General features: G+C 33.1%; 11 protein-coding genes, 1 tRNA gene and 1 pseudogene. 6 read left to right on the forward strand and 7 right to left on the reverse strand.

Annotation, left to right across the window (positions count from 1 at the left end):
• Positions 1 to 7: 7 nt before the first annotated feature.
• Entirely contained in the window at positions 8 to 2,176 is a 2,169-nt protein-coding gene (locus tag BC748_RS09000; protein WP_133533159.1) for a S9 family peptidase, read from the reverse strand.
• Between the two features lie 200 nt (positions 2,177 to 2,376).
• Between BC748_RS09000 and BC748_RS09005 the strand changes: the two genes are divergently transcribed.
• The 4 genes from BC748_RS09005 (at position 2,377) to BC748_RS09020 (ending at position 9,227) form a co-directional block, all read left to right on the forward strand.
• Positions 2,377 to 2,691: a hypothetical protein gene (locus tag BC748_RS09005; RefSeq protein WP_133533160.1), complete on the forward strand. Its 315-nt coding sequence runs from the start codon at positions 2,377 to 2,379 to the stop codon at positions 2,689 to 2,691.
• 273 nt (positions 2,692 to 2,964) lie between these two features.
• Positions 2,965 to 6,726, forward strand: coding sequence for a DUF4397 domain-containing protein (locus tag BC748_RS09010; protein WP_133533161.1), 3,762 nt, complete (start codon positions 2,965 to 2,967; stop codon positions 6,724 to 6,726).
• Between the two features lie 96 nt (positions 6,727 to 6,822).
• Positions 6,823 to 8,139, forward strand: coding sequence for a hydroxymethylglutaryl-CoA reductase, degradative (locus BC748_RS09015; RefSeq protein WP_133533162.1), 1,317 nt, complete (start codon positions 6,823 to 6,825; stop codon positions 8,137 to 8,139).
• Between the two features lie 170 nt (positions 8,140 to 8,309).
• Complete coding sequence (locus BC748_RS09020; protein WP_133533163.1) at positions 8,310 to 9,227, forward strand: GYDIA family GHMP kinase; 918 nt, start codon at positions 8,310 to 8,312, stop codon at positions 9,225 to 9,227.
• Positions 9,228 to 9,334: 107 nt separating this feature from the next.
• Here BC748_RS09020 and BC748_RS09025 read toward each other — a convergent pair whose 3' ends face one another.
• From BC748_RS09025 to BC748_RS09050, 6 genes are all read right to left on the reverse strand, one after another.
• Positions 9,335 to 11,428, reverse strand: a complete 2,094-nt coding sequence (locus BC748_RS09025; RefSeq protein ID WP_133533164.1) for a peptidylprolyl isomerase — start codon at positions 11,426 to 11,428, stop codon at positions 9,335 to 9,337.
• Between the two features lie 116 nt (positions 11,429 to 11,544).
• Positions 11,545 to 11,739 (reverse strand): hypothetical protein, encoded by a 195-nt coding sequence (locus BC748_RS09030; protein ID WP_133533165.1) that lies wholly within the window; start codon positions 11,737 to 11,739, stop codon positions 11,545 to 11,547.
• Positions 11,740 to 11,750: 11 nt separating this feature from the next.
• Positions 11,751 to 12,302, reverse strand: coding sequence for an LPS export ABC transporter periplasmic protein LptC (gene lptC, locus BC748_RS09035; RefSeq protein WP_133533166.1), 552 nt, complete (start codon positions 12,300 to 12,302; stop codon positions 11,751 to 11,753).
• Positions 12,302 to 13,582, reverse strand: a complete 1,281-nt coding sequence (locus tag BC748_RS09040) for a tetratricopeptide repeat protein (protein WP_133533167.1) — start codon at positions 13,580 to 13,582, stop codon at positions 12,302 to 12,304. The genes lptC and BC748_RS09040 overlap by 1 nt, the downstream gene beginning before the upstream one ends.
• An 11-nt stretch (positions 13,583 to 13,593) precedes the next feature.
• Positions 13,594 to 14,814, reverse strand: coding sequence for a BamG family beta-barrel-assembly machinery protein (gene bamG, locus BC748_RS09045; protein ID WP_133533168.1), 1,221 nt, complete (start codon positions 14,812 to 14,814; stop codon positions 13,594 to 13,596).
• The gene (locus BC748_RS09050; RefSeq protein WP_133533169.1) at positions 14,807 to 15,538 is read right to left on the reverse strand and encodes a type III pantothenate kinase; all 732 of its coding nucleotides are present in this window, start codon (positions 15,536 to 15,538) and stop codon (positions 14,807 to 14,809) included. Before BC748_RS09050 ends, bamG begins: the two co-directional genes overlap by 8 nt.
• A 99-nt stretch (positions 15,539 to 15,637) precedes the next feature.
• Between BC748_RS09050 and BC748_RS09055 the strand changes: the two genes are divergently transcribed.
• Together BC748_RS09055 and BC748_RS09060 are read left to right on the forward strand one after the other, a co-directional pair.
• Positions 15,638 to 15,710: transfer RNA gene (locus tag BC748_RS09055), tRNA-Phe, on the forward strand.
• Between the two features lie 123 nt (positions 15,711 to 15,833).
• Positions 15,834 to 16,043: pseudogene (locus BC748_RS09060) on the forward strand (GIY-YIG nuclease family protein); the annotation flags it as partial.
• Between the last annotated feature and the right edge of the window lie 72 nt (positions 16,044 to 16,115).

Raw genomic sequence — 16,115 nt, forward strand, 5'->3', positions numbered from 1 at the left:
TAGTTGATTATAATTTTTCTTTAATATAATTTGTCATCTTATTGTATAACTGAATTCGGGTGTAACCGCCATAAATCCCGTGGTTTTTATCAGGATAAATTGCCCAATCAAATTGCTTATTGGCTTGAACTAATGCTTCAATCATTTGCATTGAATTTTGAACATGCACATTATCATCGGCTGTTCCATGAATTAATAAAAAGTTTCCTTTTAATTTACTCACATGATTGATAGGCGAATTATCATCATATCCACTAGCATTCTCTTGTGGCGTTGTCATGTATCTTTCGGTATAAATGCTATCATAAAATCTCCAATTAGTTACTGGAGCAACAGCAATTGCCATTTTGAAAACATCAGCACCTTTGAACAAACAGTTGCTCGACATAAATCCACCATACGACCAGCCAAATATACCAATTCTAGTTTTATCAACATACGAATAATTACCAATAACTTTTGCAGCATCAATTTGGTCTTCTACTTCATATTTGCCTAGCTCTTTTTGAGTACATTTTTTGAAAGCTGCACCTTTATAACCTGTTCCACGTCCATCAACACATACAATTATATAACCTTGCTGCGACAACATCATAAACCACATATCATTAGTATCTAACCAATTGTTAGCCACTTCTTGCGAACCTGGTCCAGAATATTGATACATAAAAACTGGATATTTTTTAGTGGCATCAAAATCTTTTGGTTTAATCATCCAAGCGTTTAGTTTGTGTCCTTTTTCTGTTGTTAGTTCAAAAAACTCTTTGGTTGGTAAATTATATTTTTTTAATTTATCAGCCAAAGCGTTATTATTCACAATTTCTTGAACCTGTTTTCCATCTTTAGCGTTGTTTAAAGTATATGTCGTTGGAACACTTACGCTAGAATACGAATTGATAAACAATGAAAAATCTGGACTAAATGTTGCAACATTTGTTCCTGTTTGCGACGACAATCTAACTTTCTTTTTCCCGTCTAAACTAATTTTGTACACATCTCGTACTGTAGAACCATTTTCAACCGATTGATAGAAAACTGTTTTTGTTTTTTCATCAAAACCATAATAAGAAGTCACTTCCCAATTTCCTTTGGTTACTTGATTTTTTAATTTTCCGTTTTTGTCATACAAATAAATATGATTGAAACCGTCTTTTTCAGAAGTCCAAATAAAACTATTGTCTTTTAAAAAAGTTAAATTATCAGTAACATCAACATATGCTTTATCTTTTTCATTCAAAACAACTTTAGCAATAGCAGTAGTAGCATCAACAAAAATCAAATCTAAATTGTCTTGATGACGGTTTAAAACTTGAGCAGAAACAATGTTAGCATCATTTGTCCATTTCAATCTGGCAATGTAAAAATCATTGTAATTGCTAAGATTTACTGTTTTGGCAACTTTTGACGTTACATCAAATAGATGCAAAGAAACTACTGCATTTTTCTCACCAGCTTTTGGATATTTAAATGTTTGCGATGTTGGATACAACTCTTTTTGATACATATCCATAGAAAACTGTGGCACTTCGGTTTCATCAAAACGAATGTAAGCTAACTTTTTACTATCTGAACTCCAATCAAAAGCGCGAACAAAAGCGAATTCTTCTTCATAAACCCAATCCGTAATTCCGTTGATGATGGCGTTTTTCTTTCCATCAGTTGTTATTGGTGTAGTGTTTTTTGTAGCTATATCATAAACAAAAAGATTGTTTTCTTTGGCGAAAGCAATCTTTGTTCCATCTGGAGAAAATGTTGGTTCTTGTACGTTTTCTAAAACCTTAGTCAGATTTTTAGAATTCAAATTGTATAGATAATAATTTGCAGTGAAGGAATGACGAAAAATTGGGTTGGAATTATTAGCAATTAAAATTTGCTTTTCATCATTGCTAAAAGTATAACTATCAATTCCATCGGCTAAATCAGTATGCGATTTAGTATCTAATAATGTAGCAACTTTTTTTAGCGTAGCAAAATCATACAAGTCAATTTGCTGACTTCTCGAAGTTCTATCAGAGTTTAGAACTGTATATTGATTTGTGTTTTTCATGGACTGTAAAGCATCCATTCCTTTGGCTCGAAACTCACCTCTATAAATTTCTTCTACCGTAATTTTTTGTTGTGCTGTTGCCGAGAAAAGAGTTGCAACAAAGAGAACCATCAGTTGTATTGACTTCATGTATTTTGTGTATTTTAAAAAACCGTCAATTTTAGTGAAATTTTTATAAATATGAGCACTATTTTATGTTAAAAACGCTTTTACAAAATTAACATGTCTCAAGTAATAGTATAATTAAATGCCTTTAGAACTGTTTTATCATATTTACAATTCATTTTGTCCTAATTCCTAAAGTAGTATTCCTATTTTCAATTGATTTAATGCATACAACAGTAGTAATTAAACCATTTTCAATTGATTTTGCCCTCCTTCCTAAAGGATTATTCCTATTTTCAATTGATTTAGTTCATACAACAGTAGTAATTACCCCATTTTTAATTCATTTTGTCATCATTACTAAAGCATTATTTATATTTTCAATTGATTTAGTACATACAACAGTAGTAATTAACCCATTTTCAATTCGTTTTGTCTCTAATACAATTGTTATATTCCTATTTTCAATTGATTTAGTACATACAACTAAAGTATATATCTCTTTTTCAATCCGTTTTACACCTATAACATCAAGATGAAAAGCTTTATTGATTGATTTTACTCCTACTTAAGTCGATTTTTTCTAAACTGTTTAATATCAAACATCTAATTTCAGTGACTTGCCTATTAACAAAATAAATTAAAGCTACTATTTTACTGGTGTTTTCAAAAAAAATAATATTAGAAAGCTTGTTTTCAATGCTTTACATTAGTTAAAATTTTCATAACAAAATCGTTTTTTAATGTTTTGTTAACGTTTTAACAAATGACTAGTATTACTTTTATAATGTTAAACAAAAAATTAAACAACTATGAAAAAAATTACTAATCTATGTAAATTGTTAATCCTATTTGGAATTACATTTACTTACGCACAAACCGCACGAGTGCAAGTCATTCACAACTCACCCGACTTAGCGGCACAAGAAGTTGATGTGTACATTAATGGTACAATCGCATTGGATAATTTTGCTTTTAGAACGGCTACTCCATTTATCGATTTGCCTGCTCACGCACCAATTACTATTGATGTTGCACCAGCTAGTAGTACATCAGTTTTAGAAACACTATCTACAACTACTACTACATTAACTGCAGGTGAAACCTACATCATTGTTGCAAATGGTATTGTTAGTCCAACTGGGTATTCGGTTGCACCTAACTTTGCATTAAGTGTTTACAGCGGTGGTCGTGAAGGAACGCCTGTTTTAACCGAAACTGATGTTTTAGTAGCACATGGTTCACCAGACGCTCCAACGGTTGATGTTGTTGAAACAGGTGTTGGCGCTGGAACAATAGTTAACAATTTATCTTATGGTTCTTTTTCTAATTATTTAGAGTTAACAACAGCCAATTATATATTAGATGTTAGAGATGAAACAGGTACAGTAACTGTAGCAAGATATTCAGCTCCTTTAAGTGATTTATTTTTACAATCCGATGCCATAACAGTTGTAGCGAGTGGTTTTTTAAATCCTGATAATAATAGCGATGGACCAGCATTTGGTTTATGGGTAGCTAAAGCAACTGGTGGCGCACTAATTCCATTGCCTTTGTACAATCCAACTGCCAAAGTACAAGTAATCCATAATTCTCCTGATGCTATCGCAGCCGAAGTGGATGTGTATATCAATGGAGATTTAGCTCTGGATAATTTTGCCTTTAGAACTGCAACACCATTTATAGATTTACCAGCAGAAACTTCGATAAGCATTGATATCGCACCTTCTACTAGTTCTTCTTCAAGTGAAAGCATATATAATTTAACAACTTCTTTAGCTGCTAATGAAACCTATATAATAGTTGCTAACGGAATTGTATCACCAACAGGATACAGTGTAGCTCCAAACTTTGCTTTAAATGTATTTTCACAAGGAAGAGAGTTTGCAGATGATTCAAATTTAGTGGATGTATTAGTAAATCATGGTTCGCCAGATGCGCCAACTGTAGATGTAGTTGAAACAGCAGTTCCAGCAGGAACAGTAGTAGATAACATTTCTTATCCTCAATTTGCTGGTTATTTATCATTACCAGAAGCAGATTTTGTTCTTGATGTAAGAGACGAAACAGGTGCAACAACAGTAGCATCATATCAAGCACCATTTAACACTTTTAACTATGCTGGAAGTGCAATAACTGTGTTAGCAAGTGGTTTTTTAAATCCTGCTGCTAATAGTGACGGTCCAGCTTTTGGTCTTTGGGTAGCTTTTTCAAATGGTGGACCATTGTTTGAATTACCATTAGTTGAAGTTCCTCAAACAGCTCGTTTACAAGTAATTCACAACTCACCTGATGCAATAGCAGCAGAAGTAGATGTTTATGTAAATGGAACTTTAACTCTAGATAACTTTGCATTCAGAACTGCAACACCTTTCATTGATGTTCCTGCTGGTGTAGCTTTAAGCATTGATGTTGCTCCAGGAAATAGTACTTCTGCAACTGAATCAGTATATAATTTAACTACTACTCTTGCTGATGGTGAAACGTATATCGCTATTGCAAATGGAATTGTTTCTCCAACAGGTTATAGTGTTGCTCCTAACTTTGCTTTAAGCGTATTTGCTCAAGGTCGTGAAGTTGCTTCTGATCCTGCTGAAACAGATGTTTTAGTAAATCATGGTTCACCAGATGCGCCAACAGTAGATGTTGTTGAAACTGGCGTTGGTGCTGGAACTATTGTTAATGATATATCTTACCCACAATTTGCAGGATATTTAGAATTGCCTAACCTAGATTTTGTATTAGATGTTCGTGATGCAACTGGAACAACTACAGTAGCTAGATATTCAGCTCCATTGCAAACGCTAAACCTTGATGGTGCAGCATTGACTGTAGTTGCTAGCGGGTTTTTAAATCCTGCTGCAAATAGCGATGGTCCTGCTTTTGGACTTTGGGTTGCTACTGCTGCTGGTGGAAATTTAATTCAACTTCCTCCATTTGTTGAGCCAACTGCTCGTTTACAAGTAATACACAACTCACCTGATGCAATAGCAGCAGAAGTAGATGTTTATGTAAATGGAACTTTAACTCTAGATAATTTTGCATTCAGAACTGCAACGCCTTTCATTGATGTTCCGGCTGGTGTAGCTCTGAGCATTGATGTTGCTCCAGGAAATAGTACTTCTGCAACAGAATCAATATATAATTTAACCACTACTCTTGCTGATGGTGAAACGTATATCGCTATTGCAAATGGAATTGTATCACCAACAGGTTATAGTGTTGCTCCTAACTTTGCTTTAAGCGTATTTGCTCAAGGTCGTGAAGCTGCTTCTGATCCTGCTGAAACAGATGTTTTAGTAAATCATGGTTCACCAGATGCGCCAACAGTAGATGTTGTTGAAACTGGCGTTGGTGCAGGAACTATTGTTAATGATATATCTTACCCACAATTTGCAGGTTATTTAGAATTACCTAACCTAGATTTTGTATTAGATGTTCGTGATGCAACTGGAACAACTACAGTAGCTTCTTATTTAGCTCCATTGCAAACGCTAAACCTTGATGGTGCAGCAATTACAGTTATCGCTAGCGGGTTTTTAAATCCTGCTGCAAATAGCGATGGTCCTGCTTTTGGACTTTGGGTTGCTACTGCTGCTGGTGGAAATTTAATTCAACTTCCTCCATTTGTTGAGCCAACTGCTCGTTTACAAGTAATACACAACTCACCTGATGCAATAGCAGCAGAAGTAGATGTTTATGTAAATGGAACTTTAACTCTAGATAATTTTGCATTCAGAACTGCAACGCCTTTCATTGATGTTCCGGCTGGTGTAGCTTTAAGCATTGATGTTGCTCCAGGAAATAGTACTTCTGCAACTGAATCAGTATATAATTTAACTACTACTCTTGCTGATGGTGAAACGTATATCGCTATTGCAAATGGAATTGTTTCTCCAACAGGATATAGTGTTGCTCCAAACTTTGCTTTAAGCGTATTTGCTCAAGGTCGTGAAGCTGCTTCTGACCCAGCTGAAACAGATGTTTTAGTAAATCATGGTTCACCAGATGCGCCAACAGTAGATGTTGTTGAAACTGGTGTCGGTGCAGGAACTATTGTTAATGATATATCTTATCCACAATTTGCAGGATATTTAGAATTGCCTAACCTAGATTTTGTATTAGATGTTCGTGATGCAACTGGAACAACTACAGTAGCTTCATATTTAGCTCCATTGCAAACGCTAAACCTTGATGGTGCAGCAATTACAGTTATCGCTAGCGGGTTTTTAAATCCTGCTGTTAATAGTGATGGTCCTGCTTTTGGACTTTGGGTTGCTACTGCTGCTGGTGGAAATTTAATTCCATTGCCAACTGCTCCATTGAGTGTAAATGAAAATGACTTAGAAAGCATTAGAATTTATCCAAACCCAGCAAATTCCATCATTAATATTGACATACCTTTTTCATATGACAATAGCAAAGTAAGATTATTTGATGTAAATGGTAGATCAATTAAAGAAGTTACGTCAGTAAATTCAATAGATGTAACAGGCTTAGGTAGTGGTATCTATATGTTATCATTAGAAATTGACAACACTGTTATTAATAAAAAAATTGTGATTACTAATTAAGTTTAAAGTTAAGTTGATTAAAAGGTCGTTTTATTATAAGCGACCTTTTTTTATTTACTGTAAAATGTATCTTTGTAAACACTTTAAGCATTACTAATGAGCCAAGCCGTTTCTGGATTTTCAAAATTATCCAAAGAAGAAAAAATCAATTGGATAGCAACCACTTATTTCGCTAATCCAAGTGAAGCCGTTGCTACAATAAAACAATATTGGAACAGCGATGAAAAACTGCAACAACTCCATGATGAATTCATAGAAAACACAATTTCAAATTTCTATTTACCAATGGGAATTGCACCTAATTTTTTAATCAACGGAAAATACAAAACCGTTCCGATGGTAATTGAAGAAAGTTCGGTTGTTGCTGCTGCGGCAAAATCGGCTAAATATTGGTCAACACGTGGTGGATTTAAAGCAACTGTTTTAAACTCCGAAAAAATTGGTCAAGTACATTTCCTTTATAAAGGCGATGTTCAAAAACTAGAGCAATTTTTCATCCAAACCAAGCCAAAATTCTTTAAAGAAACCGAAAGCATAACCAAAAACATGCAAAAACGCGGTGGTGGAATTCTAGATATTGAACTACGAAATAAAACCGCCGAACTCGAAAACTACTTTCAACTTCATGCTACATTTGAAACCAAAGACAGCATGGGTGCAAATTTTATCAACTCGTGTTTGGAACAATTTGCACAAACGCTGAAAACCGAAGCACAACAATTTGAACTTTTTTCCGAAGAAGAAAAAAACATTCAAGTTGTGATGAGCATTTTGTCCAATTATGTTCCCAATTGTATCGTTCGTGCCGAAGTTTCCTGTAAAGTTGAAGATTTAGCCGAAAAAAATATTCAAAACCCAATCGAGTTTGCAGAAAAATTTGTGCAAGCCGTTCGCATTGCCGAAATCGAACCTTTTCGCGCTGTTACGCACAACAAAGGGATAATGAACGGAATTGACGCAGTCGTTCTAGCCACAGGCAACGATTTTCGCGCCGTTGAAGCCGGAATTCATGCTTATGCTTCAAAAAACGGCAACTATTCCAGCTTATCTCATGCCAAAATAGAAAATGGAATATTCACTTTTTGGATGGAAATTCCACTCGCACTTGGAACCGTTGGCGGATTGACATCGCTACATCCATTAGTAAAAATTGCCTTGGAAATCCTAGGAAAACCAACAGCTCACGAACTAATGGAAATCGTAGCCGTAACCGGTTTAGCCCAAAATTTTGCCGCTTTGCGTTCGTTAACCACAACTGGAATTCAAGAAGGACATATGAAAATGCACATCAACAACATCTTAAATCAATTTCATGCCACAAAAGAAGAACGAATTACCATCGCCAAACACTTTGAAAACAATACTATTTCTCATGCTTCGGTAGTGGAATTAATCGAAAGTTTAAGGAAATAAATTTGAATCGAATCGCTTGCGCATTTGAACAAACCATATTCCCGCTTTTCGTTCCAATCTTTTTTGTTTTATCACACCGAGCGCAGTCGAGGTACAATTGCTAAAAAAACAAAAAAGGATTTCCACTACAATCGGGGATAAAAAAGAAACCATAGCACTAAATCAGCTTCATGAAAAAAACCTTCTACAGCAACGGAAAATTACTCATCACCAGCGAATATGTTGTTCTCGATGGAGCAATTGCTTTGGCTTTGCCCACAAAATTTGGACAAACACTACAAGTAGAACAAGGAGAAAACAACATCATTACTTGGACAAGTTTTGACAGCGATGGGAGCATTTGGTTCGAAGACAACATTCCATTTTCATCTATCGTCAGAAAAGAACGCCTTGACGATATCAAAAGTGTAAAAAACACACTAATTGACATTTTACACGAAGCGTACCTTCAGAATTCAAATTTCATTACTCAATCCAATGGTTATAAAATCACTACCGAATTGAGTTTTCCAAAAAATTGGGGTTTAGGAACATCATCAACATTAATAAATAATATTGCACAATGGTTAGAAATCGATGCGTTTCAATTACTACGAAATAGTTTTGGAGGAAGTGGTTATGACATTGCTTGCGCACAAAATAATTCGGCAATTTTATATCAATTGATTAACGAATTACCCAAAGTAACAACGGTAGATTTTAAACCCAGTTTTAGTCAAAACATCTACTTTGTTTACTTAAATAAAAAACAAAACAGTCGCGAAGCCATTGCCGCTTATTATAACAAACAAGGTGATATTCATAAAATCATTCCATCGTTTAACGAAATAACCCAGACGATTATTTCTACAGATGATGCTAAAAAATTTGCTCACCAAATTCAAAAACACGAAATCGAAATGAGCAAAGTATTAGAACTTTCCACTATTAAAGAAGCCGTTTTTGAAGATTTTAATGGTGTTTTAAAAAGTCTCGGTGCTTGGGGCGGAGATTTTATTTTGGCTTTTTCAAAAGAAAATCCAACCAATTATTTCAAACAAAAAGGCTTTGAAACAGTCATTTCTTATGATGAAATGATATTAACTTAATTGTATCGCTAATTTCATGAAAGTCCTTTTGTAAAGAAATTCAAAACATAATAAAACAAAAAATGCCTCAATAAATTGAGGCATTTTTTGTATGATATAAATTTCTACTAGTAGAAGTTTGCTCTGTTATCTTGGATATCAGCTTCGTTTTTCAACGCAGGTAAAACTCTACCAGCATAATTAGCAACTTGTGGTTTTAGTTTGTTCACATATTCGTCATGTTTTTTCAAAACTGGTGCTTTAACAACCGATTTTGTAACAATAACATACACACCAGAATTTCCATCAATTGGTTTAGAAACCTGACCAACTTTTGAAGTAAATGCAGAACCAACCACTTTTGGTTCAAATCCAGCTCCAGGAAGTGCAGCGTTTTCAACAGTTAAATCAACTGCATTTAAAACCGTTACTTTATTAGCAGCAGCAATTGTAGCTAAAGACGAACCTGATAATTTTGCTTTAATTTTTTCAGCTTTCTTTCTGTTTTTAAGAATTGGTTCAACCATTGGTCTAGCATCTTCAACAGCCATTAGTCCTTTTTCAGTAACTTTTTTCAATTTTGCAATAACGTGTCCAACGTTTACAATTTCAAAACGTTTTACATCACCGATATTAGTATCCGAATTAAATGCCCATTTTACGATTTGTCTTTGGTTGTTAATTGTTCCAAAACTTTCGTCAATCGCTTTAACTCTAACTGATGGCGTAACTGTTAATTTCATTTGTTTCGCTAAAGCTGTAAAATCCTTGCTTGCAGCTTCCATTTCAAATTTAGTAGCATCAGCATAAACTTTATCATTTGTTGCTTCAGAAGGAGCAATTTTTTGTGCAATAGTGGCTAGTTTAACAGCATCTTGCTTATCGGTAACATTAATTACATGGTAACCAAATTCAGTTTCAACCAAACCAACTTTTCCAATAGGATTGTTAAAAACGAAATCATTAAATGGTTTTACCATTTGACCTGGACCAAAATAACCTAAATCACCACCTTGTTGCGAAGAAGAGTCATCAGAATTAGTCATGGCCAACATCATAAACATTCCAGGATTTGCTTGAGCTTGTGCTAACAAACTTTCTGCTTTAGCTTTTGCTTCTTCTTTAGTTCTTTTTTCTTTTTTGTTAGGCACTTGAGTTCCTTCCCAACTGATTAAGATATGACTTGCTTTTGCTTTTGCACCTGCTTTTCTTCCTAATCCTTTTGAAATACAATAGTAATTATTGTAGATATATGGTCCATAAATTTCACCTACAGGTAATGCAAATAGTTTTTCTGCATGTTCTGCTGGTAAATCTTGTTTAGCGATATAAGTTGAATCAAAAGGTCTGTCTGAATTAGCATTTACAAACTCTGCAATATTAGTTGCTGATCTAAATCCAGAAATCGTATCGTTTTTTCCTGTTTCTTTATTGTAACGAACGCTTGGCAATAGCAATCCATCAACTTTCGCTTTGATTTCAGATTCGTCTTGTTTTGAAGGCTTTTCTTCAATTAGAACGTAATCTAACTCACGAGTTTCTTCAGATTTGAATTTTTTCTCTTTTGTTTTCATATAAGCAACGATTTCTTCATCTGTTACTTTAACGTCGCTATCTTTTATTGAAGAAAATGGAACACTAACAAAATCAAAACTAACTTTGTTAGCTTCCATTTCGTATTTGAATTTTCCTTCAGCTTCTGTTGTGTATAATGCACCTTTTACTAAAGCATTGTAAATTTGGTATTTTGCATTCAACTCAGCGTCTTTTTCTCTTTCTTTCAAATATTGAATTCCTTCTGGATTTGCTTTGAAATAATCTTTAAATTTTGCTAAGTCAAATTTACCTAATGCATTTAAAAAAGCTGGATTTTGAGCAATATTTTGGTCTGCTTTAAACACTTCAACAATGTGTTTCTCACCAACTCTAATTCCTAATTTCTCGAACTCAGAAGTTAATAACGCAATACTTACTTCTTGATTCCAAATTTGGTTAGATGCTTGAAGAGCTGACATTCCTTGTCCACTTTTTTCAGCATTACTTACTTTTAAATTAAATTCATCAAAAGAAATATCTTCTCCATTTATGCTTCCAACTTCTCTTGAGGTTTGACTAAAACTTCCGCTTTGGATTAAATCTCCAATTACAAATGCAAATAATGCAAATGCAATCATACCAATCAATAATCCTGAACGTTGTCTAATTTTTGATAAAACTGCCATCGTATTTTTATGTTAATTTTTAATTCAGTTTGCGAAAATACAATTATCTATGAAATAATAACAATCAGATGCTTATATTTTTATGTAATTCTCGATTTTTTTTGAACCAGAATATTTTACTCCTTTTTATTCTGTTGGTCAAAACGTTTCGCATATTTTCTGCGGAAGAAAAACATGAATATTCCAATCACTGCAAAAACAGCACTAAGAATATAATTATCATCATTAGACTGCCATTTAGTAAATGCATCGTAAGCAAAGATTGCTCCTGCGATTAAGTAAGCGTATTGGGTAAATTTTAAGTAATTCATTTTTATAATTTTTAATCTGATTCGTCTATTTCTCCAGAAATTTTCTGAGAGTTTACTTTTTTGAAATCCTTGCTAAAATCTATTCCTTCACCATAAGAAACTCCTTTTGGAGAAGTGAATTTAAATTTTTCTTGAGTAAAAAACCATTCATTTTTTTGGTCAAAATACAACTGTTCTGTCTCTAATGTTTCGCCTGTTTCGTTGGTGATTTTTACTTTTCCTTGTAAATCAATAATATTTGTTCCCTTGTGAGAAATGGCGTAATTGGATTTTACAAAAGTCTTTTTCCCTTTTGCATCAAAAAGCGTTAAGTCAATTCCCTTTGGAAATTCTGTAAAAGGAAACTCTACCATTCCATATTCGAGCATTTTTGGACTTATTAAAACAGCTTTTATTCTTCCTGAATCGGTATACTTTAAGTTTATAGTATCCGCTTCACCACTTGGACTAAATTCGGATAATCCCATTTTTTGCACTTCTTTAAAATTACTTTCACAAGAAACAATGGCAATGCTACAGAGTAGAACTGTTAGAAAAAAAGATATTTTTTTCGTGAATTGCATTATTTCTTATCAGGAAAAGTGAAAGTTTCATTAATGTCACAGCCAGTGATAGTGTATTTTTTTCCGAACAATTTCGCTTTTGCGATTTCATCCATTGTAAGTGCTTTTTTTGAAAAACCAGTAGTTAAACTTTCAATATTAGTTCGCATTTTTGGATCGATAGCCAATACTTTATTCGCCGTATAAATTGCTAAATTGTGTATTGCTTTTTTCTCAAATGGTGTTTTGCCACATTTCTCAGCATTATTAGAATATAATTGTGCTAAAAATATGTAGGCTTTTACAAATTTCGGATCTGCTTTTAGTGCTTTCTCTAACTGTTTTTTAGAATTTATCAAATCCGAACTATATAATCCAACTGCAGTATTATAGTAGATTTTAGCTTTTTCAGATGGATTTGTTTCTAGTTCAGCTGCTTGCTCATAATATTTTTTTGCATCTTCAAAATTTCTGTTTTTTAATGATGCAAGAGCTATAAATCCTGCCGATTCTGCTGTTACTTCATTCAAATACAATTTACTAGCCAAAGTCATGAATATAGGTTGGCTACTGCATTTTGTAATAAGTACATTTAACGAAGTTGCTAACCATGATGGATTTTCGCTATTTTCAGGAAGTCTTTTTTCTAAGTATGCAGTTAGATTTTCACAAGTAGCCACTGCTCTTCCTTCAATTTTCACTCTTCTCAAAGCAGCTTGATACTCTTCTTTTTTGTCTGGATTTGAAATCTCAAGTTTGGACAACAATGTGTTGGTCTGAAAATATTTTTCCAAAACACCATCGATTGTAAACGTTTTATCTTCTGTTTTTAATTTAGCTACATTCAATTTAAAATAAGAAAATATAGCATTAGCATCAGTTATTTTATCAGAAGCATTTTTAAATCCATTATTTAATAACGATAGAATTTCATCTTCTGAACCAACATTGCTATTTAATAATAAAATAGCTTTTTTAATTTCAAAATCTTGCGATGCTAATGGAAAATTTTTATTGAATTGATCGTAAACTTTAATTGCCTGACGAACTAATTTTTCTTTTTCCTCAGGAGATTGAGCATTATCAATTTTGAATTGGAGAATTTTTTGTCCATCGGTGTAGAGTTCTTCACTTTGTTTGGGGCAATTTTTCTGAACGGTTTCCCATGAAGAAAGTGCTTGTTCAAAATCAAGTGCGATAATAAAATCCTGATATTCTTTAGTTTTTAAAGAACAATCTACTTTTTGAGCATTGCTTATGAAAGATAAAAGCAATACAGTTAAGGAAAAAAATGTTCTCATAAAATTAAAATTTAATCGTATTTACGTTTAACAAACCATCTGTCGCTTAGCGATAAACCAATACTTAGGTTAATATAATTTTCTTCAACTAAATTATTGTAAACAGTTCCTCGTTTTCCAATTTCTAATCCTACGTTGATTTTTGAAAAAGTTCCACCAAGAGGCAAACCTAAACCAGCAGTTACTGCAAAATCTTCAATCGATTTGTTTCTTAATATCATTCCTGTGTTTTCATATCGCACACCAGCACGATAGGTAACTCTTTTTAAATAACTCGAGTATGAATTATAATTTGGGATAAAATAACCCCCAAAACTATATCGTGTAGAATTTTCAAAAGTAACACCAACTATGTCATCAAAACGATTTTTTAAATCACTTGTACTTTGCATTGTTACTTCGGCACCGATAAGCCATTTTTTTACTATACCAAAACCAGAGCCAATTGCAAATTTTGAAGGTGACTTAAAGGTTGAATTTTGAACTGGTTGTTCATCCACATCACCACTTACTGTAATTGTACGTTGATTTTTAATTGTTAAATCAGTCTCTGGAGAATAAACCAAACTTCCAAAATAAGTGTATTTTGATTTTACTTTTTGCTGAATAGTCAAACCTGTTGTAAAACTAAATCCTTGAATTTCAGAAATATTTTCTTCATTTGTTCCATATTGAACATCATTACGAGTTCTAAAACTTGTTGTCTCAATTGAACCAAAATTATATTGTGCCTCAGCTCCAATATTTATATTTTTTGTGATTTTGTAGGCGGTTCCGAAGAAAACTTTATTCATTCCTCCAATACCTTTATAATCGGTTTCGGTTGCGTTTGGACCAGTTGTTGTTTGATTAATTTTATATCCAACAGCAGTGTAAGGAATCAAACCAAAGCCAAAGGCAAGTTTTCCGGCAGGAATTCCAACTGCAAGATAATCTAGCGTAGTTCTTCTTGCTTTTTCTTCTTGTGTTTCTGTTCTAAATTTAGTAGTTAAATAACTTCCACCAATTGCAAAAGATGTCAATTTTAAGCTGGCAAATTGTGCTGGATTTTGCAAATTTACGTGAATACTATCTGCAAAAACAGAAACTCCACCCATAGAACGATTTTCAACAGTTCCTTTAAATTTAACATCTCCTAATCCATAAAAAGAGTAAGGGGATGAAGTTCCTTCTTGAGCAAAAGAAACCAAAGTAAAAAGTAAACAAAGGCTTACTATAAATTTTTTAATCATTTTGATTGTATTGAAATGTTTGATTCAAACTTTCTAGTAGAAAATTTGAATTGGCAAATATGGTATTTTTTAATCGCATAGCCAAAAATTCAGCATCGCCACCAGTTAAAATTATGATAAAATTAGCGTTTAATGATTTATAGTAATCAATAAATCCGTCTATTTCGTTTGTCAAACCATTTACAACGCCCGAATGTATTGATTCGTTAGTAGAATTCCCGATGCAACTTTTTGGATTTGTTTTAGTTAATAGTGGCAATTTCGCTGTAAATTGATGAAGCGATTCATAGCGCAAACGAATTCCAGGGGAAATTGCACCGCCAAGATAATTATCATTTTCATCAATAAAATCGTAAGTGATACATGTTCCAGCATCGATAACTAATCTATTTTGCATAGGAAATTGAAGCACCGCTCCAGTTGCTAAAACCATTCTATCAATTCCTAAAGTATTTGGCGTTTCATATAAATTAGTAAACGGAAATTTGACTTCATTGTTTATGAATAGTATTTTAGCTTTGTTTTCGAATGCTAAAAAATCATTTTTATCCAAATTACCAACTGATGCAACTACAATAGAAGAGATTTTTGGATACTGATTTAAAATAAAACTCACTTTTTCATTAAATTCTTTTTTGGTAAAAACAGAATAGTCCACAAACGTATTCTGCTCAAATACAGCTGTTTTAATTCGAGTATTGCCAACATCAATTGCTAAAAGCATAACCAAGTATTTTATTTGGCTAAGTTACGATAGATTTTTTTTAGTATTTGTTTTGGATAAATTAAAAATCGTTCTATATTTGCACCCGCAACAAAGCAAGGTATCTTAGCTCAGTTGGTAGAGCAATGGACTGAAAATCCATGTGTCCCTGGTTCGATTCCTGGAGATACCACGAAAAACCCGAAACAAATGTTTCGGGTTTTTTTATTTTTACAAAATGAAACACTTTCTATATATTATGTTTTCTTTTTCTACTAATAAGTATTAAGTTGTTGAAAATCATAACGTTCAAGAAAGAATACTAAAACATAACAACCATGTGTATTCAAATTCCTATTCTAAAATTGCTGAAGATTGGGAACTAGTTTTATCGTTTGAATGTGATCAAAAGAATGATGCTTTATATCTTGAAAAATTTATTAAAAAAATGAAAAGCAAAACTTTTATTAAAAAAGTAATTTCCAATCCTGAAATTCTTATTGATATTTTATCAAAAAAACAATAAAAACACATGTGCCACTGGTTCTCCTGAAGCTTCGGGACTGGAGATACCACAAAAACCTGAAGCAAATGTTTC

This window comes from Flavobacterium dankookense (genome assembly GCF_004362665.1).
In the GTDB taxonomy this organism is placed as follows: domain Bacteria; phylum Bacteroidota; class Bacteroidia; order Flavobacteriales; family Flavobacteriaceae; genus Flavobacterium; species Flavobacterium dankookense.

Excerpts from the sequence above, each read along its gene's own strand:
- BC748_RS09000 (WP_133533159.1), bottom strand. The coding sequence starts at position 2,176 with ATGAAGTCAATACAACTGATGGTTCTCTTTGTTGCAACTCTTTTCTCG.
- BC748_RS09005 (WP_133533160.1), top strand. The coding sequence starts at position 2,377 with ATGCATACAACAGTAGTAATTAAACCATTTTCAATTGATTTTGCCCTC.
- BC748_RS09010 (WP_133533161.1), top strand. The coding sequence starts at position 2,965 with ATGAAAAAAATTACTAATCTATGTAAATTGTTAATCCTATTTGGAATT.
- BC748_RS09015 (WP_133533162.1), top strand. The coding sequence starts at position 6,823 with ATGAGCCAAGCCGTTTCTGGATTTTCAAAATTATCCAAAGAAGAAAAA.
- BC748_RS09020 (WP_133533163.1), top strand. The coding sequence starts at position 8,310 with ATGAAAAAAACCTTCTACAGCAACGGAAAATTACTCATCACCAGCGAA.
- BC748_RS09025 (WP_133533164.1), bottom strand. The coding sequence starts at position 11,428 with ATGGCAGTTTTATCAAAAATTAGACAACGTTCAGGATTATTGATTGGT.
- BC748_RS09030 (WP_133533165.1), bottom strand. The coding sequence starts at position 11,739 with ATGAATTACTTAAAATTTACCCAATACGCTTACTTAATCGCAGGAGCA.
- lptC (WP_133533166.1), bottom strand. The coding sequence starts at position 12,302 with ATGCAATTCACGAAAAAAATATCTTTTTTTCTAACAGTTCTACTCTGT.
- BC748_RS09040 (WP_133533167.1), bottom strand. The coding sequence starts at position 13,582 with ATGAGAACATTTTTTTCCTTAACTGTATTGCTTTTATCTTTCATAAGC.
- bamG (WP_133533168.1), bottom strand. The coding sequence starts at position 14,814 with ATGATTAAAAAATTTATAGTAAGCCTTTGTTTACTTTTTACTTTGGTT.
- BC748_RS09050 (WP_133533169.1), bottom strand. The coding sequence starts at position 15,538 with ATGCTTTTAGCAATTGATGTTGGCAATACTCGAATTAAAACAGCTGTA.